This window comes from uncultured Porticoccus sp. (genome assembly GCF_963975625.1).
Classification (GTDB): Bacteria; Pseudomonadota; Gammaproteobacteria; order Pseudomonadales; family Porticoccaceae; genus Porticoccus.
Genome location: NZ_CAXBHS010000011.1, coordinates 82797 through 108078 on the forward strand (window position 1 = coordinate 82797; position 25282 = coordinate 108078).

Annotated in this window: 26 protein-coding genes and 5 tRNA genes; all 31 read right to left on the bottom strand. The window is 52.3% G+C overall.

What is annotated here, in order from left to right; all coding sequences use genetic code 11:
• Positions 1 to 16: 16 nt before the first annotated feature.
• Positions 17 to 385: a 50S ribosomal protein L14 gene (gene rplN / locus AACZ64_RS10845; RefSeq protein WP_036858663.1), complete on the bottom strand. Its 369-nt coding sequence runs from the start codon at positions 383 to 385 to the stop codon at positions 17 to 19.
• Between the two features lie 35 nt (positions 386 to 420).
• The gene (gene rpsQ / locus AACZ64_RS10850) at positions 421 to 687 is read right to left on the bottom strand and encodes a 30S ribosomal protein S17 (RefSeq protein WP_293615529.1); all 267 of its coding nucleotides are present in this window, start codon (positions 685 to 687) and stop codon (positions 421 to 423) included.
• A gap of 1 nt (position 688) precedes the next feature.
• Positions 689 to 880: a 50S ribosomal protein L29 gene (gene rpmC, locus AACZ64_RS10855; protein ID WP_036858665.1), complete on the bottom strand. Its 192-nt coding sequence runs from the start codon at positions 878 to 880 to the stop codon at positions 689 to 691.
• Complete coding sequence (gene rplP / locus AACZ64_RS10860; RefSeq protein ID WP_036858666.1) at positions 880 to 1293, bottom strand: 50S ribosomal protein L16; 414 nt, start codon at positions 1291 to 1293, stop codon at positions 880 to 882. Before rplP ends, rpmC begins: the two co-directional genes overlap by 1 nt.
• 25 nt (positions 1294 to 1318) lie before the next feature.
• Positions 1319 to 1999: a 30S ribosomal protein S3 gene (gene rpsC, locus AACZ64_RS10865; RefSeq protein WP_293615528.1), complete on the bottom strand. Its 681-nt coding sequence runs from the start codon at positions 1997 to 1999 to the stop codon at positions 1319 to 1321.
• The gene (gene rplV / locus AACZ64_RS10870; protein ID WP_293615527.1) at positions 1999 to 2340 is read right to left on the bottom strand and encodes a 50S ribosomal protein L22; all 342 of its coding nucleotides are present in this window, start codon (positions 2338 to 2340) and stop codon (positions 1999 to 2001) included. Before rplV ends, rpsC begins: the two co-directional genes overlap by 1 nt.
• A gap of 25 nt (positions 2341 to 2365) precedes the next feature.
• Entirely contained in the window at positions 2366 to 2641 is a 276-nt protein-coding gene (rpsS, locus tag AACZ64_RS10875) for a 30S ribosomal protein S19 (RefSeq protein WP_036858668.1), read from the bottom strand.
• 23 nt (positions 2642 to 2664) lie between these two features.
• Entirely contained in the window at positions 2665 to 3489 is an 825-nt protein-coding gene (rplB, locus tag AACZ64_RS10880) for a 50S ribosomal protein L2 (protein WP_293615526.1), read from the bottom strand.
• Between the two features lie 12 nt (positions 3490 to 3501).
• Entirely contained in the window at positions 3502 to 3801 is a 300-nt protein-coding gene (rplW, locus tag AACZ64_RS10885) for a 50S ribosomal protein L23 (RefSeq protein WP_293615525.1), read from the bottom strand.
• Entirely contained in the window at positions 3798 to 4412 is a 615-nt protein-coding gene (rplD, locus tag AACZ64_RS10890) for a 50S ribosomal protein L4 (RefSeq protein ID WP_293615524.1), read from the bottom strand. The genes rplW and rplD overlap by 4 nt, the downstream gene beginning before the upstream one ends.
• An 11-nt stretch (positions 4413 to 4423) precedes the next feature.
• Positions 4424 to 5059, bottom strand: coding sequence for a 50S ribosomal protein L3 (rplC, locus tag AACZ64_RS10895; protein WP_293615523.1), 636 nt, complete (start codon positions 5057 to 5059; stop codon positions 4424 to 4426).
• A gap of 102 nt (positions 5060 to 5161) precedes the next feature.
• Positions 5162 to 5473 (bottom strand): 30S ribosomal protein S10, encoded by a 312-nt coding sequence (rpsJ, locus tag AACZ64_RS10900; protein WP_036861018.1) that lies wholly within the window; start codon positions 5471 to 5473, stop codon positions 5162 to 5164.
• Between the two features lie 207 nt (positions 5474 to 5680).
• Positions 5681 to 6907, bottom strand: a complete 1227-nt coding sequence (tuf, locus tag AACZ64_RS10905; RefSeq protein ID WP_339640053.1) for an elongation factor Tu — start codon at positions 6905 to 6907, stop codon at positions 5681 to 5683.
• A gap of 43 nt (positions 6908 to 6950) precedes the next feature.
• Positions 6951 to 9056 (bottom strand): elongation factor G, encoded by a 2106-nt coding sequence (gene fusA / locus AACZ64_RS10910; RefSeq protein WP_293614026.1) that lies wholly within the window; start codon positions 9054 to 9056, stop codon positions 6951 to 6953.
• A 93-nt stretch (positions 9057 to 9149) separates the two neighbouring features.
• Positions 9150 to 9620, bottom strand: a complete 471-nt coding sequence (rpsG, locus tag AACZ64_RS10915; protein ID WP_036858676.1) for a 30S ribosomal protein S7 — start codon at positions 9618 to 9620, stop codon at positions 9150 to 9152.
• A gap of 95 nt (positions 9621 to 9715) precedes the next feature.
• Positions 9716 to 10090, bottom strand: coding sequence for a 30S ribosomal protein S12 (gene rpsL / locus AACZ64_RS10920; RefSeq protein ID WP_036858677.1), 375 nt, complete (start codon positions 10088 to 10090; stop codon positions 9716 to 9718).
• Positions 10091 to 10238: 148 nt separating this feature from the next.
• Positions 10239 to 14456 (bottom strand): DNA-directed RNA polymerase subunit beta', encoded by a 4218-nt coding sequence (gene rpoC / locus AACZ64_RS10925; protein WP_293614027.1) that lies wholly within the window; start codon positions 14454 to 14456, stop codon positions 10239 to 10241.
• 69 nt (positions 14457 to 14525) lie between these two features.
• Positions 14526 to 18605, bottom strand: a complete 4080-nt coding sequence (gene rpoB / locus AACZ64_RS10930; RefSeq protein WP_339640068.1) for a DNA-directed RNA polymerase subunit beta — start codon at positions 18603 to 18605, stop codon at positions 14526 to 14528.
• Between the two features lie 201 nt (positions 18606 to 18806).
• Entirely contained in the window at positions 18807 to 19184 is a 378-nt protein-coding gene (gene rplL, locus AACZ64_RS10935) for a 50S ribosomal protein L7/L12 (RefSeq protein ID WP_036858679.1), read from the bottom strand.
• A gap of 48 nt (positions 19185 to 19232) precedes the next feature.
• Positions 19233 to 19763, bottom strand: a complete 531-nt coding sequence (gene rplJ, locus AACZ64_RS10940) for a 50S ribosomal protein L10 (protein WP_036858680.1) — start codon at positions 19761 to 19763, stop codon at positions 19233 to 19235.
• A 285-nt stretch (positions 19764 to 20048) separates the two neighbouring features.
• Positions 20049 to 20744: a 50S ribosomal protein L1 gene (gene rplA, locus AACZ64_RS10945; protein ID WP_339640058.1), complete on the bottom strand. Its 696-nt coding sequence runs from the start codon at positions 20742 to 20744 to the stop codon at positions 20049 to 20051.
• Positions 20745 to 21176, bottom strand: a complete 432-nt coding sequence (gene rplK / locus AACZ64_RS10950) for a 50S ribosomal protein L11 (protein WP_339640060.1) — start codon at positions 21174 to 21176, stop codon at positions 20745 to 20747. It abuts the gene before it with no gap.
• 102 nt (positions 21177 to 21278) lie between these two features.
• The gene (gene nusG / locus AACZ64_RS10955) at positions 21279 to 21806 is read right to left on the bottom strand and encodes a transcription termination/antitermination protein NusG (RefSeq protein ID WP_036858683.1); all 528 of its coding nucleotides are present in this window, start codon (positions 21804 to 21806) and stop codon (positions 21279 to 21281) included.
• Positions 21807 to 21815: 9 nt separating this feature from the next.
• Positions 21816 to 22184: a preprotein translocase subunit SecE gene (secE, locus tag AACZ64_RS10960; RefSeq protein WP_036858685.1), complete on the bottom strand. Its 369-nt coding sequence runs from the start codon at positions 22182 to 22184 to the stop codon at positions 21816 to 21818.
• Between the two features lie 61 nt (positions 22185 to 22245).
• A tRNA-Trp gene (locus AACZ64_RS10965) sits at positions 22246 to 22321 on the bottom strand.
• 87 nt (positions 22322 to 22408) lie between these two features.
• Positions 22409 to 23635 (bottom strand): elongation factor Tu, encoded by a 1227-nt coding sequence (gene tuf, locus AACZ64_RS10970; protein ID WP_339640053.1) that lies wholly within the window; start codon positions 23633 to 23635, stop codon positions 22409 to 22411.
• Positions 23636 to 23704: 69 nt separating this feature from the next.
• A tRNA-Thr gene (locus tag AACZ64_RS10975) sits at positions 23705 to 23780 on the bottom strand.
• A 22-nt stretch (positions 23781 to 23802) separates the two neighbouring features.
• Positions 23803 to 23876, bottom strand: a tRNA-Gly gene (locus AACZ64_RS10980).
• A 276-nt stretch (positions 23877 to 24152) separates the two neighbouring features.
• Positions 24153 to 24236 (bottom strand) — tRNA-Tyr (locus tag AACZ64_RS10985).
• A gap of 67 nt (positions 24237 to 24303) precedes the next feature.
• Positions 24304 to 24379 (bottom strand) — tRNA-Thr (locus AACZ64_RS10990).
• A gap of 149 nt (positions 24380 to 24528) precedes the next feature.
• The gene (locus tag AACZ64_RS10995) at positions 24529 to 25275 is read right to left on the bottom strand and encodes an SPOR domain-containing protein (RefSeq protein WP_339640062.1); all 747 of its coding nucleotides are present in this window, start codon (positions 25273 to 25275) and stop codon (positions 24529 to 24531) included.
• Positions 25276 to 25282: the final 7 nt, after the last annotated feature.

Below are 25282 nucleotides of genomic sequence, written 5' to 3' on the forward strand. Positions count from 1 at the left end.
TTCCTCGCCCCCGGCCTTACAGAACTTCAGGCGCCAGTGAGATAATTTTCATGAAACGTTCGCCGCGCAGCTCACGTGTAACCGGCCCAAAAATGCGGGTACCAATCGGCGCGAGCTGCTGGTTCAACAGAACAGCTGCATTGTCATCAAACTTGATCAGGCTGCCATCCTGGCGACGGACACCCTTACGGGTACGCACCACAACTGCATTCATAACCTGACCTTTTTTTACTTTGCCACGGGGTATGGCTTCTTTGACAGTTACCTTGATAATGTCACCCACGCTGGCGTAGCGGCGGTGTGAACCACCCAAAACCTTGATACACATCACCCGACGAGCACCACTGTTATCAGCCACATCCAGATAGCTTTCTGTCTGAATCATTGTCTCTCTCCGAACCCGTTACTGCTGCGCGCCGATTAGACTTCGGCCGCACGCTCATCAATCTTGACCAGCGTCCAGGATTTTGTTTTGGACAGTGGACGAGTTTCCGCAATGGTCACCAGATCACCCTGACGACAATCGTTACTTTCATCGTGAGCTTTAACCTTGGTGGATTTGCTCACGATTTTTCCATAAACCGGGTGCTTAACCCGGCGCTCGATCAGCACAGTGACTGATTTATTCATCTTGTCACTAACAACTCGACCAGTGAGCGTGCGAGCATTTTTTTCTGCTTCACTCATCTTAGTTACCCGCTTTTTCGTTCAGCACAGTCTTGATACGCGCAACATTGACACGCGCCTCTTTGACCTTGTGGCTCTGACCCAACTGACCAGTGGCAGCCTGCATGCGCAACTTGAATTGCTGCTCTAGCTGCTTGCTCAATTCCTGATTCAGTTCTTCAACTGTTTTTTCACGCAATTCGATGGCTTTCATTACATTACCGACCGTCTAACAAAGGTAGTTTGAACCGGCAACTTGGCTGCCGCGAGAGCAAAGGCCTCGCGAGCGATTACTTCAGAAACACCTTCCATTTCATAAAGCACTCTGCCGGGCTGAATTTGAGCGACCCAGTATTCAACGCTCCCCTTACCTTTACCCATCCGCACTTCAAGTGGTTTATTGGTAATCGGCTTATCGGGAAAAACCCGAATCCAGATCTTGCCACCACGTTTAATGTGACGGGTCATGGCACGACGGGCAGATTCAATCTGACGCGCAGTCAGCCGACCACGACCTATGGCCTTCAGACCAAATTCGCCAAAGCTTACCTTGCTACCGCGCAATGCCAGACCACGGTTGCGGCCTTTGTGTTGCTTACGGAATTTTGTACGTTTCGGTTGCAGCATCTCGCTTGACCCTTAACTCGCAAACTTACTTCTTTTTAGTCGGTGTTTTCTTGGCGGGCGCTTGCGCCGCCTCTTCACCACCAATCACTTCGCCCTTAAAGATCCACACTTTTACGCCAATAATGCCGTAAGTTGTTGACCCTTCTGCAGTGCCATAATCAATATCGGCCCGCAGGGTGTGTAGGGGAACACGACCTTCACGATACCATTCTGAGCGCGCTATCTCAGCACCGCCGAGACGTCCGCCGACCTGGATCTTGATACCTTTGGCACCCTGCCGAATGGCATTCTGTACCGCCCGCTTCATGGCACGACGAAACATAACGCGACGCTCCAGCTGCTGAGCGACATTCTGGGCCACCAGGGTTGCATCAAGGTCGGGCTTGCGAACTTCCTCAATGTTGATATGCACAGGAACACCCATTTGGGCAGAAACCTCGTTGCGCAGCGCCTCAACATCTTCACCCTTCTTACCGATCACAATGCCTGGACGGGCAGTATGGATAGTAATTCTCGCTGTTTGTGCGGGGCGCTCGATTTCAATTCGGCTGACAGAGGCATGGGCAAGTTTTTTATTGATAAACTCGCGAACGCTTAGGTCAGCATTCAGTTTGTCTGCATAATCTTTCTGTCCGGCGTACCAGATAGAGGTATGTTTTTTAACAATACCCAGACGAATGCCTGTTGGATGTACTTTCTGACCCATTAAACGGTCTCCTCATCGGCAACTTTCACGGTAATGTGACAAGAGCGTTTGAATATGCGGTCATCACGACCCTTGGCACGCGGTTTGATGCGTTTCATGGTGGTGCCCTCGTCGACAAAGATTGTCGATACACGAAGCTCATCAACATCCGCGCCTTCATTATGCTCAGCATTTGCAATAGCAGACTCAAGCACCTTTTTGATAATCGCCGCACCTTTTTTGGCGCTAAAAGCCAATATATCCAGCGCTTCCTCTACAGGTTTGCCACGTACCTGATCAGCCACCAGACGCGCCTTTTGCGCCGACAATCTGGCTCCGCGTAATTTTGCTGCTACTTCCACAGTCATCTACCTCTTAAACACCAGCTTAACGCTTGGCCTTTTTGTCCGCTACGTGGCCGCGATAAGTCCGAGTAGGGGCAAATTCACCTAATTTGTGCCCCACCATTTCCTCATTAACCAACACTGGTACGTGTTGACGACCATTGTGTATGGCAATAGTCAAGCCGACCATATCCGGGCTGACCATCGAACGGCGCGACCAGGTTTTGATCGGACGTCTGTCATTTTTTTCTTGCGCCTCATCAACCTTTTTCACAAGGTGAAGGTCGATAAAAGGTCCTTTCTTGAGAGAGCGTGGCACTATATTTTCCTCTTCTCTATCAATTACTTGCCGCGACGGCGCACGATCATATTGGTTGTGCGCTTGTTTTTTCTGGTCTTGTAACCTTTAGTCGGTATACCCCATGGGGTCACCGGATGACGCCCGCCGGATGTACGACCTTCACCGCCACCATGGGGGTGATCAACCGGGTTCATAACCACACCGCGAACAGTGGGGCGAACACCACGCCAGCGAGATGCGCCGGCCTTACCCAGTGAGCGCAAGCTGTGCTCACTGTTGGAAACTTCACCAATGGTCGCACGACAATCCACCGGCACTTTACGCATTTCACCGCTACGCAGGCGCAAGGTGGCGTATTGCCCCTCGCGGGCAACCAGCTGAACTGAAGTACCTGCACTGCGCGCCAACTGTGCACCCTTACCGGGCTTCATCTCGACGCAATGGATAACACTACCCACTGGTATGTTTCTGAGAGGGAGTGTATTCCCCAGTTTGATCGGCGCACTGACGCCGGACTGGATCATGTCGCCGTCTTTCAGACCTTTCGGAGCAATAATATAGCGGCGCTCACCATCGGTATAACAAACCAGCGCGATATAAGGTGTACGGTTCGGATCGTATTCCAGGCGCTCGACTTTTGCCGGGATACCGTCCTTGCTACGCTTAAAATCGATCAGTCGGTAATGCTGTTTATGGCCACCACCAATATGGCGTGTTGTGATACGACCATTGTTATTGCGCCCACCCGTTCTGGTTTTCTTCTCGAGCAGCGGTGCATAGGGTTCCCCCTTATGCAGATTCGGGTTGACGACACTGACAACAAATCGGCGACCGGGAGACGTTGGCTTTCTCTTTACGACTGGCATCTCAACAACCCCTTATTCAGCAGCTACTGCAAAGTCAATGTCCTGACCTTGCGCTAGACGAACATACGCTTTTTTCCAGTCGGAGCGCTTACCCAAACCAAAGCGAGTGCGTTTGGTTTTACCCTTGACCTTGGCGACACGAACATCCATTACCACGACATCAAACAGCTTCTCAACAGCCGCCTTTATTTCAAGTTTGGTCGCATTTGTAGCAACCTTGAAAGCGACTTGATTTTGACTATCGGCGGCAAGCGATGTCTTCTCCGTAATATGCGGCCCCAACAATACTTTAAAGATGCGCTCTTGATTCATACCAGCATCTCCTCAATCTTTTTCAGTGCAGGCACTGTGACCAACACTTTTTCAAAATGGATCAGACTGACAGGATCAACACCAACTGCATCGCGCACATCGACTTTGTGCAAATTACGCGAGGACAGGTACAGATTTTCTGTCACCTCTTCAGTCACAATCAGCACATCCTGAATGCCAAACTCACCGAGCTTCTGAATCAAGACTTTGGTTTTTGGCTGATCCACATCAAAAGATTCCACCACCACTAAGCGATCCTGACGGGCCAGCTCTGAAAGTATGGATCTGAGCGCAGCACGATACATCTTGCGGTTCAGCTTTTGCGAGTGATCCTGGGGCTTGGCAGCGAATGTCACACCACCGGTACGCCAAATTGGCGAACGAATGGTACCGGCACGAGCACGACCCGTACCTTTTTGCCGCCAGGGTTTTTTGCCACCACCGCTGACTTCAGCGCGGGTTTTTTGCGCCCGCGTACCCTGACGGGCACCCGCCAGGTAGCTAGTCACTGCCTGATGTACCAGATCCTGATTAAATTCTTTACCAAACGCGACCTCAGAAACCTCTATGGTTCCTGCGCTGCCTTTGGGAGTAGCTATCGTTAATTCCATCGGCGATCCCCTCAGCCCTTCACAGCAGCACGAATGATCACGTCACCACCTGGCGCACCAGGTACAGCGCCCTTGATAAGGAGCAGGTTACGTTCAGCGTCTATACGGACAATTTCGAGATTCTGCGTGGTAACACGCTCGGCACCCATGTGCCCAGACATTTTCTTGCCTTTGAATACTCGGCCAGGCGTCTGACACTGGCCGATTGAACCAGGAGCACGGTGCGACAATGAGTTACCGTGCGTAGCATCCTGCATGCTGAAGTTCCAGCGCTTGATGACACCCTGAAACCCCTTGCCTTTAGATGTGCCGGTGGCATCGACTTTCTGGCCTGCTTCGAATTGCTCAACCGTGATATTGCCGCCAACCTGCAAGTCTTCGGGCAAACCATCGACACGCAACTCCCAAGAGCCCCTACCCGCCTCAACACCAGCTTTGGCGAAATGACCAACCTGAGATTTACTGACACGGGAAGCCCTACGGGCACCAGTAGTCACCTGCACGGCAATATAACCGTCAGTATCCTCGGTTTTGATTTGAGTAATGCGATTGGGCTCTGCCTCGATCACAGTGACCGGAATAGAGGCGCCATCCTCAGTGAACACACGTGTCATGCCGCATTTGCGGCCGACTATACCAATAGTCATTTGTCTAACCTCATAGTGTACGGGGCTATTACCCGCTATGGCCGCCCATTTCAGAGCGTTACACACGCCCTGCTCTGGCAGGACATGGGTTTTCAGTACCGTTTATGTCAGGCTAATTTGAACCTCAACACCTGCGGCCAGATCCAGCTTCATCAGGGCATCAACAGTTTTCTCTGTCGGCTCAACAATATCCAGCAACCGCTTGTGGGTACGGATCTCATATTGATCACGCGCATCTTTGTTAACATGCGGTGAAATCAAAATAGTAAAACGTTCTTTGCGAGTTGGCAGGGGAATCGGTCCACGAATCTGGGCCCCGGTACGCTTTGCCGTCTCAACAATTTCTTGCGTGGAAGCATCAATCAGCTTGTGATCAAAAGCCTTCAGGCGAATACGAATGCGCTGATCCTGCATGGAATCAAACTCCAACTGTCTAAAGAGCCATCGAATCCCGCACATCGGGACCCGGAAAAATGGAGGCGAGATTCTAAGTCTGCACCCAACCCCTGTCAAGCAAAAACCTGTTACACCAGGCGATTTTTATCGGCTAGCGATCAACAGCATCGCGATAAAAAGGGGGTCACAGTGACCCCCGCAAACAAGACAGGCGCTTTATTACTATTACTCAATAATTTTAGCGACCACGCCAGCACCGACCGTGCGGCCACCTTCACGAATCGCAAAACGCAGCCCGTCTTCCATCGCAATCGGCGCAATCAGCGTCACGGTCATCTGGACGTTATCTCCAGGCATAACCATCTCCACACCCTCAGGCAGCTCACAGGCACCTGTCACATCCGTGGTACGGAAGTAAAACTGTGGACGGTAGCCTTTGAAAAACGGCGTGTGACGCCCTCCCTCGTCCTTCGACAGCACGTAAACCTCTGCCTCAAACTTGGTGTGCGGCTTGATGCTGCCCGGCTTACACAAAACCTGACCGCGCTCAACGTCATCGCGCTTGGTGCCGCGAAGCAGAACACCAACGTTCTCACCAGCACGACCTTCGTCCAGCAGCTTCCGGAACATCTCAACACCGGTGCAGACCGTCTTGGTGGTATCCCGGATACCCACAATCTCGATCTCCTCACCCACTTTGACAACACCGCGCTCAACACGCCCGGTAACTACCGTGCCGCGTCCAGAGATCGAAAATACATCTTCGATCGGCATCAGGAACGGCTGGTCAACCGCCCGCTCCGGCTCAGGGATATAGGCATCCAGCGCTTCCACCAACTTGCGGACCGCTGTGGTACCCAGCTCGTTGTCGTCTTCACCGTTCAGCGCCATCAGGGCTGAACCGGCAATAATAGGCGTGTCATCACCCGGGAAGTCGTAGGCGTCCAGCAGCTCACGGAGCTCCATTTCAACCAGCTCGATCATCTCGTTGTATTCTTCAGAGCCAACACCACCGCAATCTTCAGCCAGCAGATCTGCCTTGTTCAGAAACACTACAACGTAAGGCACACCCACCTGGCGGGACAGCAGAATATGCTCGCGGGTTTGCGGCATCGGACCATCCGTCGCACCACACACCAGAATCGCTCCATCCATCTGCGCAGCACCAGTGATCATGTTTTTCACATAGTCGGCGTGACCCGGACAGTCAACGTGTGCGTAGTGGCGGCTCGGAGAATCGTATTCAACATGGGATGTCGCAATCGTGATACCGCGCTCGCGCTCTTCCGGCGCATTATCAATACCATCAAAGGCCATCGCTGAGCCACTGCCCCAAGTCTCGAAGCAAACTCGCGTCAGCGCCGCTGTCAGGGTCGTCTTACCGTGGTCAACGTGACCAATCGTGCCAACGTTTACGTGGGGCTTGTTACGTTCAAACTTTGCTTTTCCCATTGTCTAGATCCTCTTAAAGATATGCTTTTTAATATTTCAAAAATTAGCGCTGGTTTTTTGCGATGACTTCATCGGCAATATTGCGCGGCGCCTCGGCGTATTTGTTAAATTCCATAGCAAATGTAGCGCGGCCCTGAGTGGCTGAACGCAAATCGGTTGCGTAACCAAACATCTCCGCCAGGGGAACCTCTACATTAATAACTTTTCCTGAAACACATTCGTCCATACCGAGAATAATGCCACGGCGGCGGTTGAGGTCACCAACCACGTCCCCCATGTTCTCCTCGGGGGTAATGACTTCAACCTTCATGATAGGCTCAAGCAGGACAGCACCACCTTTTTGGGCAAGCTGCTTGGTCGCCATAGACGCAGCAATTTTATACGCCATCTCAGACGAATCGACATCGTGGTACGAGCCGTCATAGGCTGTTGCCTTCAAACCCAACAGAGGGTAACCAGCGAGCACGCCATTCTGCATCTGCTCTTCGATACCTTTTTGGACAGCCGGAATATATTCCTTGGGGACCACACCACCGACAACTTCGTTGACGAACTCCAGCCCCTCAGCATTCTCGTCCTCGCCCGGCTCAAAGCGGATCCAGACGTGACCGTACTGACCGCGGCCACCGGACTGACGCACAAACTTACCTTCAATCTCACAGGTATTGCGAATCGCTTCGCGATAGGCTACTTGCGGCTTACCGATATTGGCCTCGACATTAAACTCGCGACGCATCCGGTCTACCAGAATATCCAAATGCAGCTCACCCATACCAGAAATAATGGTCTGACCTGTCTCTTCATCAGTTTTGACACGGAAAGAGGGATCTTCCTGAGCGAGCTTGCCTAGTGCAATGCCCATTTTTTCCTGGTCAGCTTTAGATTTTGGCTCTACAGCAACTGAGATTACCGGTTCAGGAAACTCCATGCGCTCCAGTGTAATAATATTGTTCAAATCACAGAGCGTATCACCTGTGGTCACATCTTTTAGACCAATCGCTGCCGCAATATCACCCGCCAGCACCTGCTTGATTTCCTCACGGTTATTGGCGTGCATTTGCACCATACGGCCGATACGTTCTTTCTTGCTCTTGACCGGATTTAAGACCGTATCACCAGAATTCAGCGTACCGGAGTACACACGGAAAAACGTCAGCGTACCTACAAAGGGATCGGTAGCAATTTTAAACGCCAGTGCAGAAAAGGGCTCATCGTCATCGGCCTTGCGCACCGCCACTGTCTCGCCATCGTCCAGAATACCTTCAATGGCCTTCACTTCCGTGGGCGCCGGCAGATATTCAACCACCGCGTCCAGCACGGCCTGAACACCTTTGTTTTTGAAAGCCGAACCACCGAGAACCGGCACGATTTCGTTAGCCAGTGTACGAGCACGCAATCCGGCCTTGATCTCTGCCTCGCTCAGCGCTTCGCCCTCAAGGTATTTGTTCATCAACTCTTCATTGGCTTCGGCAGCAGCCTCAACCATAAATTCACGCATTTCCTGACACTGGTCAACCATCTCTGCCGGTATTTCGGCATATTGAAATGTCATACCCTGGTCAGCTTCGTTCCAAAGTACTGCCTTCATTTTGATCAGATCGACCACACCCTTGAAGTTCTCTTCGGAGCCGATGGTCATCTGCAATGGCACGGCATTAGCACCAAGACGCTCTTTCAGCTGACGGACAACCATCATGTAGTCAGCGCCAGCTCGGTCCATCTTGTTGACAAATACCATGCGCGGCACTTCGTATTTATTGGCCTGCCGCCAGACTGTTTCAGTCTGTGGCTGAACGCCGGAAGAGCCACAGAGCACTACCACTGCACCATCCAGCACTCGCAGTGAACGCTCAACCTCAATGGTAAAGTCGACGTGGCCAGGTGTATCGATCACATTGATTCGGTGTTGATCGAACTGCTGGTCCATGCCTTGCCAGAAAGTCGTAACAGCCGCCGAGGTAATCGTGATACCGCGCTCCTGCTCCTGAGCCATCCAGTCAGTGGTGGCAGCACCATCATGTACTTCGCCCAGCTTGTGTGACAGCCCCGTGTAGAACAGCACACGCTCTGTCGTAGTCGTTTTACCAGCATCTACGTGCGCACAAATACCAATATTCCGGTAACGGGCAATGGGAGTCTTACGAGCCACAATTTTTCCCCAACAAACAATTAATCTTAAAAATTACAAAAGGTAGCTGTATGCCAGCTACCCTTTTGCAAAACGAAAGCACGCCAACCGGAACTAGAACCGGAAGTGTGAGAACGCCTTGTTGGCTTCCGCCATACGGTGGACGTCTTCACGTTTCTTCACAGCGCCACCCTTGTTCTGGTAGGCATCGACTATCTCGCCTGCCAGACGCTGGGACATGGATTTCTCACCACGATTGCGGGCGTAGTCCACCATCCAGCGCATTGCCAGCGCAACACGGCGGGATGGACGCACTTCAACAGGCACTTGATAGGTTGCGCCACCGACCCGGCGGGACTTAACCTCAACCATCGGCGCAATATTATCCAGCGCTGTCTCAAATGCCATCACAGGATCTTCTTTCAAACGGGTTTGAACCACTGTCAGCGCACCGTAAACGATACGCTCGGCAACAGATTTCTTACCACTTACCATGACGTGGTTCATAAACTTTGCCAACGTTACATTACCGAATTTTGGATCAGGTAAAATTTCGCGTTTGGCGACAACTCTTCTTCTAGGCATAGTCTGCTCTTCTCTTCAGGGCTATCCGGGATTCACTGAGCGCTGACGCGCACCCGGCCTTACTCAGTTCTTCTTACCGACACACAGTACGTCCGTTATTTTTTGGGACGCTTGGTACCATATTTGGAACGACGTTGTTTGCGATTATTCACGCCAGCGGTATCCAGGCTGCCTCGAACGGTGTGATAACGAACACCCGGCAAATCCTTGACACGACCACCACGAATCAGAACCACGCTGTGCTCTTGCAGGTTATGCCCTTCGCCACCAATGTAAGAACTGACTTCGTAACCATTTGTCAGGCGAACCCGGCAAACTTTACGCAGTGCCGAGTTTGGCTTTTTTGGCGTTGTTGTATAAACGCGGGTACAGACACCACGACGCTGGGGACAAGCTTGCAATGCAGGAACGTCGCTCTTGGCAACTCTGCGTTTCCTCGGCTTACGAACCAACTGATTGATCGTTGCCATTCATTAACTCCAGATATAAAAACGCCTTCGCGCAGAAGGCTCCAATAAATAGATCCAGATAGCTGGACCCCACTTTAGGGAGGCGGCATTCTAAAGACAGAGAACCTGCGAGTCAAGCGGCCCGTGCGGGCCGCTTGCAAAGCAAATTTTATTCGTCGCTCGAATTCAGCGCCTCACTTAATGCTGCCTCAATATCGCTGGCACTCACCGTCGTTTCACCAATAACTTCCCGGGCTTCGCGGCGTTGCTTGTGATAGGTAAGACCCGTACCCGCTGGCACCAGACGCCCCACCACCACATTTTCTTTCAAGCCGCGCAGAAAATCCGCTTTACCGGTAACAGCAGCTTCGGTGAGGACTCGCGTAGTCTCCTGGAAGGATGCGGCTGAAATAAAGCTTTCCGTAGCCAGCGAGGCCTTGGTTATACCCAACAACAGACGCTCAAATTTAGCCGGCGTTTTGCCATCGTTGTAGAGCGCTTCGTTCTCTTCCAGGACGCGGTTGTACTCCACCTGCTCACCTTTTACGAACGATGAATCACCCATATCGCTAATTTCGACCTTGCGCAGCATCTGGCGAACAATGACCTCAATATGCTTGTCATTGATCTTTACGCCCTGCAGACGGTAGACGTCCTGAATTTCATTGACGACATACTTCGCCAGCGAATCCACACCTTGCAAACGCAAAATATCGTGAGGATTGGCAGGCCCATCAGCTATTACTTCCCCTTTCTCGACATGCTCACCCTCGAACACGCCCAGCTGACGCCATTTGGGGATCAGCTCTTCGTAGAAGGGGCTTCCGTCTGGCAATGTCTGGCCATCCGTCGGGGTAATCACCAAACGGCGCTTACCCTTGGTTTCCTTGCCAAAGGTAACCGTACCAGTCACCTCGGCGAGAATGGCAGGGTCTTTTGGACGACGCGCTTCAAACAAATCCGCTACCCGGGGCAAACCACCGGTGATATCACGGGTTTTCGACCCCTCCTGAGGGATCCGTGCGATCACATCACCTGCACCGACCCGACTCCCATTGCTGACGCTGAGAAGGGCGTGGGTAGGCAGCATGTAGTGTGCTGGAACAGTCGAGCTTGGGAAGGTCATTTCCTTGCCCTTGTCATCCAGCATGGTCACCATCGGCTTGAGATCCTTGCCTGCAGATGGACGCTCATTGGGATCCAACACAGCAATATTGGAAAGGCCGGTCAGCTCATCCGTTTGTGTACGGGTACTGAGCCCCTCCTCCATACCGGAGAACGCTATATGGCCTGCCACTTCTGTAATAATCGGGTGGGTATGCGGGTCCCAGTTGGCTACTACTTCGCCGGCCTGCACCTTGGCGCCCTCTTTCACATTGATCGTAGCACCATAGGGCAGCTTATAGCGTTCGCGCTCGCGGCCGTTTTCATCCGCCAGAGCCAGTTCACCCGACCGGGAAACGGCAACCAGTTCGCCGTTTTCACGCTCGACCACCTTGATATTAACAAGCCGCACAGTGCCACTCATTTTTACCTGAATGCTGTCCACAGCAGAGGCGCGTGACGCTGCACCACCAATGTGGAAGGTCCGCATGGTCAACTGGGTACCCGGTTCACCAATGGACTGGGCTGCGATAACCCCGATAGCTTCTCCAGGGTTGACCATGTGGCCTCTGGCGAGATCACGGCCATAGCAGACAGAACAAATACCAAAACGGGTTTCACAGGTAATTGGGGAGCGAACGACCAGCTCATCAATACCCATTGCCTCAATACGATCAACCCATTTTTCGTCAATCATAAGGCCAGCTTCAATGGCGATATCATTGGATCCGGCTTTCATTACATCCACCGCCACCACCCGGCCCAAGATCCGGTCACCGAGTGATTCAATAATGTCGCCGCCTTCGATGACCGGCGTCATCAGCAGCCCTTCGCTGGTACCACAGTCATGCTCAACCACCACCAGGTCCTGAGACACATCCACCAGGCGCCGCGTCAGATAACCGGAGTTAGCCGTTTTCAGAGCGGTATCAGCAAGCCCCTTCCGGGCACCGTGAGTAGAGATAAAGTACTGCAACACGTTCAGCCCTTCACGGAAGTTTGCAGTGATGGGCGTTTCAATGATCGAGCCATCCGGACGAGCCATCAGGCCACGCATACCAGCCAGCTGACGGATCTGGGCGGGAGAACCCCGCGCCCCGGAGTCGGCCATGATATAAACAGAGTTGAATGACTCCTGTTCCACCTCGACGCCGTCCCGGTCGATAACCGGCTCGGTGCTGATGACATCCATCATGGATTTGGCGACCTGGTCGTTGGCCCGAGACCAGATATCGATCACCTTGTTATATTTCTCACCCTGGGTCACCAGGCCCGAGGAAAACTGACTTTCAATTTCCAATACCTCGGCATCAGCTCGGGCAATGATTTCACCCTTGGCTTCGGGAATAGTGAAGTCATTAACTCCAATAGAAACCCCGGATTTGGTGGAGAAATCGAAACCGGTATACATCAGCTGGTCGGCAAAAATGACGGTGGCCTTCAGACCAACATCGCGATAGCAACGATTGATAATGCGCGAGATCGCCTTTTTGGTCATCGGCTGATTAACCATGTCGAAACTCAGACCTTCCGGAACGATACCCCAGAGCAGAGCACGACCAACTGTCGTGTCAGCAATGAAGGTACGCGCCAAGCGCTCACCTTCTTCGTTAAAGGTCACTTCGTGGATACGAACTTTTACCTTCGCCTGCAAGTGCGCGTGCTTGCCGTAATAGACACGCGAAACTTCCTGAAGGCTACCAAACACTCGGCCTTCACCCTGCGCATTGATCCGCTCACGGGTCATGTAATAGAGACCCAGCACAACATCCTGAGACGGCACAATAATCGGCTCACCGCTAGCGGGAGACAGAATATTGTTGGTGGACATCATCAACGCCCGAGATTCCAGCTGCGCTTCCAGAGTCAGGGGAACATGGACCGCCATCTGGTCGCCATCAAAATCAGCGTTGTAGGCCGCACAGACCAGCGGGTGCAACTGAATGGCTTTACCTTCAATCAGTACCGGCTCAAACGCCTGAATACCGAGACGGTGAAGCGTAGGAGCCCGATTGAGCAAGACGGGGTGTTCGCGGATCACATCATCAAGAATATCCCAAACCACCGACTCTTCACGCTCAACCATTTTCTTGGCCGCTTTAATGGTGGTTGCCAATCCACGCAACTCCAGCTTCGAGAAGATAAAGGGCTTGAATAGCTCCAGCGCCATACGCTTTGGCAGGCCGCATTGATGCAGACGCAAGGTCGGGCCAACAACAATCACTGAACGCCCGGAATAGTCCACGCGTTTGCCCAGCAGGTTCTGACGGAAACGACCCTGCTTACCCTTGATCATATCTGCCAGGGATTTCAACGGACGCTTGTTTGAACCGGTGATGGCCCGACCGCGACGACCATTATCCAGCAGGGCGTCGACGGCCTCCTGCAGCATACGTTTTTCATTGCGCACGATGATATCGGGGGCATTCAACTCCAGCAGGCGCTTCAAGCGGTTGTTACGGTTAATAACCCGGCGATACAGGTCATTGAGATCCGAGGTGGCGAAACGCCCGCCGTCCAGAGGCACAAGAGGACGCAGATCCGGCGGCAACACCGGCAACGCCTCCATCACCATCCATTCCGGTTTATTGCCCGAGTGCAGAAAAGCCTCCAGCAATTTCAACCGCTTGGACAGTTTCTTGATTTTCGTTTCGGAACGGGTATTGGGTATCTCCTCACGGATATCTGCAATTTCCTGCTCCAGATCGAGATCTTTCATCAGCTTCTGAATGCCCTCGGCACCCATCGTGGCCTCGAAGTCATCACCGAAATCTTCCATGGCCTGAAAGTATTCTTCATCGGTCAGCAGGTTGCCGCGCTCAAGCGTCGTCATACCTGGGTCCGTAACCACAAATGATTCGAAGTAGAGAACACGCTCGATTTCACGCAGGGTCATATCCAGCATTAAACCAATGCGGGAGGGTAGCGATTTCAGGAACCAGATATGGGCTACCGGACAGGCCAGCTCAATGTGGCCCATACGATCCCGACGCACTTTCGCCAGAGTGACCTCGACACCACATTTCTCACAAACGATACCGCGGTGCTTCATGCGTTTATATTTACCGCAAAGACACTCGTAATCCTTTACAGGACCAAAAATTTTGGCGCAAAACAAACCTTCACGCTCGGGCTTGAAGGTACGGTAGTTAATAGTCTCCGGCTTTTTCACTTCGCCATATGACCAGGACCGGATCATGTCCGGTGATGCCAGGCCAATACGTATGGCGTCAAACTCGCCGGTTTGATCCTGTGACTTGAGCAGATTCAGTAAGTCTTTCAATGCCTTTCTCCAGTGGGTGCTAGCTTTGCGCGGCGGACATTAGGTCCGCCCCCAACCTAATAATGACCGTTACTCGTTTTCCAACTCGATGTTGATAGCAAGCGAGCGTATTTCCTTAACCAACACGTTGAAGGATTCCGGCATGCCGGGCTCCATGCTGTGATCTCCATCCACAATGTTTTTATACATTTTGGTACGACCATTCACATCATCGGACTTGACTGTGAGCATTTCCTGCAAGGTATAGGCAGCGCCATAAGCCTCGAGCGCCCACACTTCCATTTCACCGAAGCGCTGACCACCAAACTGGGCTTTACCACCCAGTGGCTGCTGGGTGACCAGACTGTAGGATCCCGTTGAGCGGGCATGCATTTTGTCGTCCACCAAGTGATTCAGTTTCAGCATGTACATATAACCGACGGTTACAGGTCGCTCAAACTGGTCGCCGGAACGCCCGTCATAGAGCGTCATCTGCCCGCTTTCCGGTAAATCGGCCAAAGCCAGCAGAGCCTTGATCTCTTCCTCCTGTGCGCCATCAAACACGGGTGTCGCCATCGGCACACCTTTGCGGAGGTTGTTGGCCAACTCACCGACTTCCTTATCTGAAAGCGTATTCAGCTCGACCGGACTGGTACCGAGACCCACATCGTAGATCTGCTGCAGGAACTTGCGAATCTCGACAGTTTGCTGCTGAGCCTGGATCATACGATCGATTTTCTCACCCAGCCCCTTGGCAGCGAGCCCCATGTGCGTTTCAAGGATCTGACCGACATTCATCCTTGATGGCACGCCAAGTGGGTTCAAAACCACATCGACAGGCACACCATTTTCATCAAAAGGCATATCTTCCACGGGCATGATCACAGAGATAACACCCTTGTTACCGTGACGGCCCGCCATTTTATCGCCAGGTTGAATGCGACGTTTGACGGCCAGATACACCTTGACGGTTTTCAGCACACCGGGGGCGAGATCATCACCACTTTGCAGCTTGCTCTTTTTATCCTGATAACGCTCATCAAGTATTTTGCGACGTTCGGTCAACAACTCCTCTGCCCTGGCAACCTGTTCGTTCAGAGCGTCTTCGTTCATCCGCAACTTGAACCATTCTTCACTGGTATAGGCAGCGACGATTTCTTCCGTCAGCTTTTCGCCTTTTTTGAGACCGGGGGCCTTAACCACAGGCTGCCCTACCAATGCGGCACTCAGCCGTTCAAAAGTGGCATTTTCCATAATGCGGTATTCATCATTCAGGTCCTGACGGAACTGATCCAGCGCAGCCTTCTCGATTTGCAGGGAGCGCTGATCCTTTTCCAACCCGTCACGGGTGAACACCTGTACATCAATCACCGTACCCTTGGTACTTGAGGGAACCCTCAGAGAGGTGTCTTTCACATCAGAGGCTTTCTCACCAAAGATGGCGCGGAGCAACTTCTCCTCCGGCGTCAGCTGGGTTTCGCCCTTCGGCGTGACCTTGCCCACCAGAATATCGCCGGCCGAAACCTCGGCGCCAATGTAGACAATTCCGGACTCATCGAGACGGGACAGCGCCGCCTCGCCGACATTGGGAATGTCGGCAGTAATCTCTTCTGCCCCAAGTTTGGTATCACGCGCAGTACAGGTCAGTTCCTGAATATGAATAGTGGTAAAGCGATCCTCCTGAACCACCCGTTCTGAAATCAGAATCGAGTCCTCAAAGTTGTAGCCATTCCAGGGCATGAAGGCGATACGCATATTCTGGCCCAACGCCAGTTCACCCATATCCACAGACGGGCCATCGGCAAGAATATCACCGCGAGCTATAACATCGCCCTGACGGACAATCGGTCTTTGATTGATACAGGTATTCTGGTTGGAACGGGTGTACTTGGTGAGGTTATAAATATCAACACCGGCATCACCAGATTCAACTTCATCGTCATTGACACGCACAACAATCCGGCTGGCGTCAACGTTCTCGATGACACCACCGCGGCGACCGACCACACAGACACCGGAGTCCGATGCCACATGGCGTTCAAAACCGGTTCCCACCAGCGGTTTTTCAACCACTAGCGTCGGCACTGCCTGACGCTGCATATTGGAACCCATCAATGCGCGGTTGGCATCATCGTGCTCCAGGAATGGAATCAATGCTGCTGCAACCGACACCACCTGCTGGGGAGACACATCCATATAGTGAACATCTTCCGGCGGTTTAACCGTAAATTCACCAATATGACGAACATTGACAAGCTCATCGTTGAGCTCACCCTTCTCATTGACAGAGGCAGAGGCCTGAGCGATAACAAAATTGGATTCGTTAATCGCCGACAGGTATTCGATCTGATCAGTCACCTTGCGGTCAATCACCTTCCGATAAGGCGTCTCGAGAAAGCCGTAACTGTTGGTACGAGCATAGGCTGCCAAGGAGTTGATCAAACCAATATTTGGACCCTCGGGTGTCTCAATAGGACACACACGACCATAATGCGTAGGGTGTACGTCGCGGACTTCAAAACCGGCGCGTTCCCGTGTCAGACCGCCTGGGCCCAATGCCGACACGCGACGTTTGTGGGTGACCTCCGACAACGGGTTGTTCTGGTCCATAAACTGGGACAGCTGGCTGGAGCCAAAAAATTCTTTCATGGCCGCAGCCACCGGCTTGGCATTGACCAGATCCTGGGGCATCAATCCTTCGGATTCTGCTACAGAGAGGCGCTCTTTGACCGCACGCTCGACACGAACTAGGCCAATGCGGAACTGATTTTCGGCCATCTCCCCCACTGAACGAATTCGGCGGTTACCCAGGTGATCGATATCATCCACCACACCTTTACCGTTGCGAATGTCGATCAGAACCTTCATCACGTCGACAATATCTTCGCGGCTCAGGGTACCTTCACCCACTTCCTCTTCACGACCGAGACGACGGTTAAACTTCATCCGCCCTACGCCGGACAGATCGTAACGCTCCAGGCTGAAAAACAAATTATTAAACAGGTTTTCAGCAGATTCCTTGGTCGGCGGTTCGCCGGGACGCATCATTCGGTAAATTTCTACCAGCGCTTCAAGCTGGGTGCGACTGCTGTCACTGCGCAAAGTGTCAGAAATAAATGGACCACAGTCCAGATCATTCGTATAGATCGTCTCAACCGACTTCAGCCCGGCTTCGCGCAACTTATCGAGAGCTTCCTGGGTAATTTCAGTATTACACTCAAGCAGCAGCTCGCCAGTGTTTGGATCCACCAGATCCTTTGCCAGAGGACGACCGTAAAGGTAGTCAGTGGGCACTTCGAGCTTGCTGACATTCTCTTTTTCCAGCTCACGAATATGGCGCGCCGTGATCCGACGCCCCTCTTCAACAATAACCTTGCCGCCCTTGCCCTTGATATCAAATGCGGCAATATCGCCCCGCAGACGGGAAGGGACCAGATCCAGTGAGTAACTGCCGTCTTTAGCCAGGTTGAATGTGCTGGTTTCAAAAAACATTCCCAGCATTTCTTCTGAGCTGAACCCAAGCGCACGCAACAGGATAGTTGCCGGCAACTTACGGCGCCGGTCAATACGCACAAACACCAAGTCTTTCGGATCAAACTCGAAATCCAGCCAGGAACCGCGGTAGGGAATAATCCGCGCGGAATACAGCAACTTGCCGGAGGAGTGAGTTTTACCCTTATCGTGATCGAAAAACACACCTGGCGAACGGTGTAGCTGGGAAACAATAACCCGCTCGGTACCATTGATGATAAAGGTACCGTTATCCGTCATCAGGGGAATTTCCCCCATATAGACTTCCTGCTCTTTAATATCCTTGATTGCCTTGTTGGCAGACTCCTTGTCATAAATAACCAGACGCACACGAACTCTGAGCGGCACAGCGAAGGTAACACTGCGCAGCTTACACTCCTCTTCATCGAAGGATGGCTTGCCCAGCACGTAGTCAACATACTCGAGACTCGCATTACCTGAGTAGCTCACAATCGGAAAGACAGAATTAAATGCAGCATGCAGACCGGCATCCATCCGTTGCTCAACGGGAACACCTTTCTGTGTAAAATTTCGGTAGGAGTCGAGCTGAATCGCAAGAAGGAAAGGCAGGTCCATTACCTGTGGCAATTTGCCAAAATCCTTGCGAATACGTTTTTTCTCAGTGTACGAGTAAGCCATCATATTCCCCAGCACGTTCACTTGGTCCAATCGACCATCCAGCATTGCCCGGCTTTGCAGCCGTCCGGCCTTTTAACAAAAAGGCCTTGTCGATCCCGCTTTAGGCATCTGCCATAAGCAGGAAAAGGCCGGAGGGCGAAATCGCCCACCAGCCTGCGCCTGATAAATTATCAGACAACCAGCGCGTCAAACCCGTAGAACTTACTTAAGTTCGACAGTTGCGCCAGCCTCTTCCAGTTCTTTCACGGCTGCGTCTGCATCCGCTTTGGAAACGCCTTCTTTAATAGCGGAGGGCGCACCGTCAACTAGGTCTTTGGCTTCTTTCAGCCCCAGACCAGTCAGGCTGCGAACAACCTTGATCACGTTGACTTTCTTCTCGCCTGCGGCGTTCAGAATAACGTCAAACTCGGTTTTCTCCTCGACTTCCGCAGCAGCCGCGGCAGCCGGTGCAGCAGCAACTGAAACAGCAGCAGCGGCAGATACACCAAATTTTTCTTCCATAGCTGATACGAGTTCCACAACGTCCATGACGCTCATTTCAGCAATTGCGTTCAAAATGTCATCTTTTGATAGAGCCATGACTCAATCTCCTGATAAAAAGTAAATTAAAGTAAACGATGTCGCCGATTAAGCAGCTTCCTGCTTTTGATCGCGAACAGCCGCTACAACACGTGTCACTTTGGTGGGGACTTCGTTGAACGTGCGAGCCAGTTTGGTAACTGGAGCAATCATTACGCTGACCAGCATTCCCAGAGCTTGCTCTCGGGTCGGCAGGGTAGCCAGAACGTCAACTTGTTCCTTACTCAACAGTTGTCCACTGACGGACAGCGCCTTGATCTCAAATTTGTCATTGGTCTTGGCAAATTCTTTGAAAAGGCGAGCGGCAGCACCCGGATCCTCCATAGAGAAACCGAACAGTGACGGACCAGTCAGCACATCAGTCACGCATTCAAAATCCGTACCCTGAAATGCACGCTTCGCAAGTGTGTTGCGAATGACACGCAGGTCGATATTTTGTTCGCGAGCCTTCGCGCGGAGCTCAGTCATGTTCGTCACGTTGACGCCGCGAGCGTCAGCGATTACCAGTGACAATGCATTGCCAGCAGTCTCGTTAACTAGAGCGACGATCGCTTTTTTGTTTTCGAGATTCAATGCCACGAGATTATCTCCTGGATTTAATAGATCACCCCCGGGGGAGCTCTCTACTGGTTTAAGCATCGATAAAACCACTATCGATACCGTTTCGGTGATCAAATCCAGCCAAAATATACTGAACCGGGTCACACCGTCTGCGTAGGCGTTTTTTCAACGGCGGTTACATGAACCTGAAAATCACATTAGACCCCAAGGGGCACCTACGGTCTTTGACGGCCCGGGCGCGCGCAATAAAGCTCGCCACCCAGACCCCAAAGTTATTTAGGGGCTTGTATCCTGCCCCCGATATCAAGCCTCCAGAGAGGCCTGATCAATAATCAATCCTGGCCCCATAGTGCTGGAGACTGTTACTTTCTTCACATAGATACCCTTGGCAGAAGCCGGCTTGATCTTTTTCAAATCGGCAATCAATGCTTCAAGGTTCTGCTTCAACGCACCAGCCTCAAAAGTCAAGCTGCCAATGCCACCATGAATAATGCCGTTCTTGTCAGCACGGAAACGCACCTGCCCGGCCTTGGCATTTTTTACTGCAGTCACAACATCGGGGGTCACTGTGCCAGTTTTTGGGTTAGGCATCAGGCCGCGGGGACCGAGCACCTGACCGAGCTGACCAACCACCCGCATTGCCGCAGGGTCTGCAATCACCACATCAAAATCCATATTACCGGCTTTGATCTGCTCAGCCAGGTCTTCCATTCCGACGAGATCGGCGCCGGCAGCCTTGGCCGCTTCGGCAGAATCACCTTGAGTAAATACAGCCACACGTACGGTCTTGCCTGTGCCGTTAGGCAATGTGGTTGCACCGCGTACTGCCTGATCGGATTTGCGGGGATCAATTCCCAAGTTCACAGCCACATCAACGGTTTCAGTAAATTTGACGCTGGAGAATTCTTTCAACAATGCAATGGCTTCACTGATGGGATACAGCTTACCAACCTGTACTTTTTCCTGGATCGCACGAACACGCTTGGATGGCTTAGCCATTTACACACCCTCCACATCAAGACCCATTGCACGGGCGGAGCCGGCAATGGTACGAACGGCAGCATCCATATCAGCTGCGGTGAGGTCGGCCATTTTCGTACTGGCAATCTCTTCCAGTTGTGCGCGCGTCACCTTGCCTACTTTGGCCGTATTGGGCCGACCGCTACCACTTTTGATTCCCGCAGCTTTTTTCAGCAGAAATGAAGCCGGCGGAGTTTTCATGGTGAACGTGAAGCTGCGATCACTATAGACAGTAATCACAACAGGTACCGGAGCACCCGGTTCCATTCCCTGAGTCTGCGCATTGAACGCCTTGCAGAACTCCATAATATTAACGCCGCGCTGGCCCAGCGCAGGACCTACCGGCGGACTGGGATTAGCCTGCCCAGCGGCCACTTGAAGCTTGATGTAAGCATCAATTTTCTTTGCCATCTTGGTTTCTCCTATAATGGGTATTAACGCCTCAGAATTTTGACATCCCTCGCTGGCTCCCCGTCACCACCCCCCATGGGAAGCGACAATACAATTATTGCGTCAGGCTTTTTCCACCTGGGTAAACTCCAGCTCAACAGGCGTGGAACGACCAAAAATCGACACCGAAACCCTCAGTCGACTCTTATCGTAGTTAACCTCCTCCACAACACCGTTGAAATCGTTAAACGGTCCATCAGTTACCCTGACAACCTCACCGGCTTCAAACACGGTTTTTGGTCTCGGCTTATCTTCCGAATCCTGCACGCGCTGCAGGATCATCTCTGCCTCTTTGTCCGTAATCGGTGCGGGCTTGTCTGCCTTACCACCAATGAAACCCATAACTCTGGGCGTTTCTTTCACCAGGTGCCAGGTATCATCACCTAGCTCCATCTGCACCAGCACATATCCTGGGAAAAACTTTCGTTCACTTTTGCGTTTTTGACCGCCCCTAATCTCCACCACCTCTTCAGTGGGAACCAGGATTTCGCCAAAACGATCTTCCATGCCATACAGAGCCACACGCTCTCTCAGAGCAGCGGCAACTTTCTTTTCGTAGCCTGAATAGGCGTGAACGACATACCAGCGCATCTGAACCTCTTAGCCAATGACCATTGTGGCGAGCCAACCGAATAGTGTGTCGAGACCCCAGAGAATCAGCGACATCACGAGCACCACCACAACCACCATCAGGGTTGTTTGATTACGCTCCTGCCGTGTTGGCCAGACGACTCGTCGCGCTTCCGTGTAGGCACCGCGCAACAGAGTAATAAAACCGTCACCTTTACGGGTTTGCAGTGCAACAAAGCCAGCCACCAAGGCTACCGCCAGTATCGCTATAACCCGATATAACAGCGACTCTGTTGCAAAATAATAGTTGCCGTAGATAGCGGCGCTGACCAGCAGCACGACAAGCAGCCATTTGAGGCCATCTAATCGATACTGCTTTTCTTCCGTTGCCGAACTCATTCTCGGATAGCACCCCTACTGACCGCGCCCGCTTTTTGCAGAGGGCACACAGGTTTAAGATTGGCAGGCCAGGAGGGACTCGAACCCCCAACAGCCGGTTTTGGAGACCGGTGCTCTACCAATTGAACTACTGGCCTGTCGCGTCACCTTAAAAAACTAACTTGACCATAGGGCTGAAACTGCAAAAACGCACTTCACCCACAGGGCTCATTCAAAAAACACTATTACTCAATAATTTTAGCGACCACGCCGGCACCGACCGTGCGGCCACCTTCACGAATCGCGAAGCGCAGCCCGTCTTCCATCGCAATCGGCGCAATCAACGTCACGGTCATCTGGACGTTATCTCCAGGCATAACCATCTCCACACCCTCAGGCAGCTCACAGGCACCTGTCACATCCGTGGTACGGAAGTAAAACTGTGGACGGTAGCCTTTGAAAAACGGCGTGTGACGCCCTCCCTCGTCCTTCGACAGCACGTAAACCTCTGCCTCAAACTTGGTGTGCGGCTTGATGCTGCCCGGCTTACACAAAACCTGACCGCGCTCAACGTCATCGCGCTTGGTGCCGCGAAGCAGAACACCAACGTTCTCACCAGCACGACCTTCGTCCAGCAGCTTCCGGAACATCTCAACACCGGTGCAGACCGTCTTGGTGGTATCCCGGATACCCACAATCTCGATCTCCTCACCCACTTTGACAACACCGCGCTCAACACGCCCGGTAACTACCGTGCCGCGTCCAGAGATCGAAAATACATCTTCGATCGGCATCAGGAACGGCTGGTCAACCGCCCGCTCCGGCTCAGGGATATAGGCATCCAGCGCTTCCACCAACTTGCGGACCGCTGTGGTACCCAGCTCGTTGTCGTCTTCACCGTTCAGCGCCATCAGGGCTGAACCGGCAATAATAGGCGTGTCATCACCCGGGAAGTCGTAGGCGTCCAGCAGCTCACGGAGCTCCATTTCAACCAGCTCGATCATCTCGTTGTATTCTTCAGAGCCAACACCACCGCAATCTTCAGCCAGCAGATCTGCCTTGTTCAGAAACACTACAACGTAAGGCACACCCACCTGGCGGGACAGCAGAATATGCTCGCGGGTTTGCGGCATCGGACCATCCGTCGCACCACACACCAGAATCGCTCCATCCATCTGCGCAGCACCAGTGATCATGTTTTTCACATAGTCGGCGTGACCCGGACAGTCAACGTGTGCGTAGTGGCGGCTCGGAGAATCGTATTCAACATGGGATGTCGCAATCGTGATACCGCGCTCGCGCTCTTCCGGCGCATTATCAATACCATCAAAGGCCATCGCTGAGCCACTGCCCCAAGTCTCGAAGCAAACTCGCGTCAGCGCCGCTGTCAGGGTCGTCTTACCGTGGTCAACGTGACCAATCGTGCCAACGTTTACGTGGGGCTTGTTACGTTCAAACTTTGCTTTTCCCATGACGAGCACTCCTCATTAAAACTGGCACCTGAAATAAAAACACCACGGAGTATACCCGGGGAGAAAAACTGGAGCTCATAACCGGATTTGAACCGGTGACCTCTTCCTTACCAAGGAAGTGCTCTACCGACTGAGCTATATGAGCAAAAACTTACCTAGACAGGCATTGGAGCGGGTAGCGGGAATCGAACCCGCATCATCAGCTTGGAAGGCTGAGGTTCTACCACTGAACTATACCCGCTACGCTTACAACACTCCGTCAAATAATAAAGTGTCGATTGACTGCTCAACCGACACCAACCCCGTCAGGGGATAATTACCTTATTCACATTTGCTCGAGAAGATAGACCATTTAACCCTTTAAATAATATCCGTCTTCTTATGCCGACCTGAGCTTACTCCTCAACAGCGATTGCTTGCCTGAACAGCGATTGCTTGCCTGCCGAGACACGGCGCTATTCGCGCTCCTGGGTAAGGCATATCAGGCACACCAATCTATCGTGCCTGCTCTAAAATCTGGTGCAGGGGGGTGGATTCGAACCACCGAAGCTTTCGCGTCAGATTTACAGTCTGATCCCTTTGGCCGCTCGGGAACCCCTGCGAAAAAGGCTGGACATTGTCCATGCCATCAGTTTGGCTGTCAAACAGATCGCCTATACTGAACTAATTGGAGCTGGCGAGAGGAGTCGAACCCCCGACCGGCTGATTACAAGTCAGCTGCTCTACCAACTGAGCTACGCCAGCTCTATAAAAACCCCGCTATTAAATCGGGAGCGCGATTCTAGTGAAAGTTGACACTATAATCAACCATTGCCGCAACCTGGATGACTGTTTTCCACTTTTAAACCTGTCGTCACATGAGCGCCCCCCCTTGCCGGGGATCTGAAATCGCCTTATTCAACCGGGCCCAGATCAACACATGCCTCTTTGACAACCTGTCGTGCAATATTTTTACCTTGCTGATCAAGGACGCCCGCCAGGTCTTTCGGTATCTGCTGATCCGAGTACCGGCGCAGCTGCAACCAAAGCTCTTCTCTCGTGCTGACACGGGGAACGATCACCACGGGATACCCCTGATCTGCCAGCTCCCGCCGATAGTGCTCCATATTGCTTTTATCACTGAATACCCCGAGGGTGATCCCATTTCTGTATTCACCTTCGGCAATCAGAAAACTATCAATCTCTTTGCTTCGCAAGTCTTTTAGCATCTTGCTGGCTTCCGCTTGAGAACCGAGAGGCGGGATAATCAACCAATAACCCTCGCTTATTGTGGTGGTTCGCCAAACAAACTCTTCACCAAAACTGTAGGATGACAGCTGCTGACGGAGCTCCTGTGGATTGATGTCGACCAGGGGGCCGACAAGCAGGCAAAGGGTGGGTTCTCGGGCATTATCGAGCGACCAGGCATCTATAGTAGTGCTTGCCTGGTTATTATCCGAAATCGGCTGCTGTTCAGATGCCTCTTCAGTCGTAGCGGGGACCTCCCCCACCAACAGGAGCGAAGCGTAGTTGTCATTCTCTTGATAGGCCGATCCGGTTTGCACACCATCAAGTTGATCTGCACGAAAGACGGCCGCACTGTAGAACCAATAGCCCGCCACGAGGTTGATTAAAACCAAAACAAAAAACAGCCAGCGCATTGGTCAA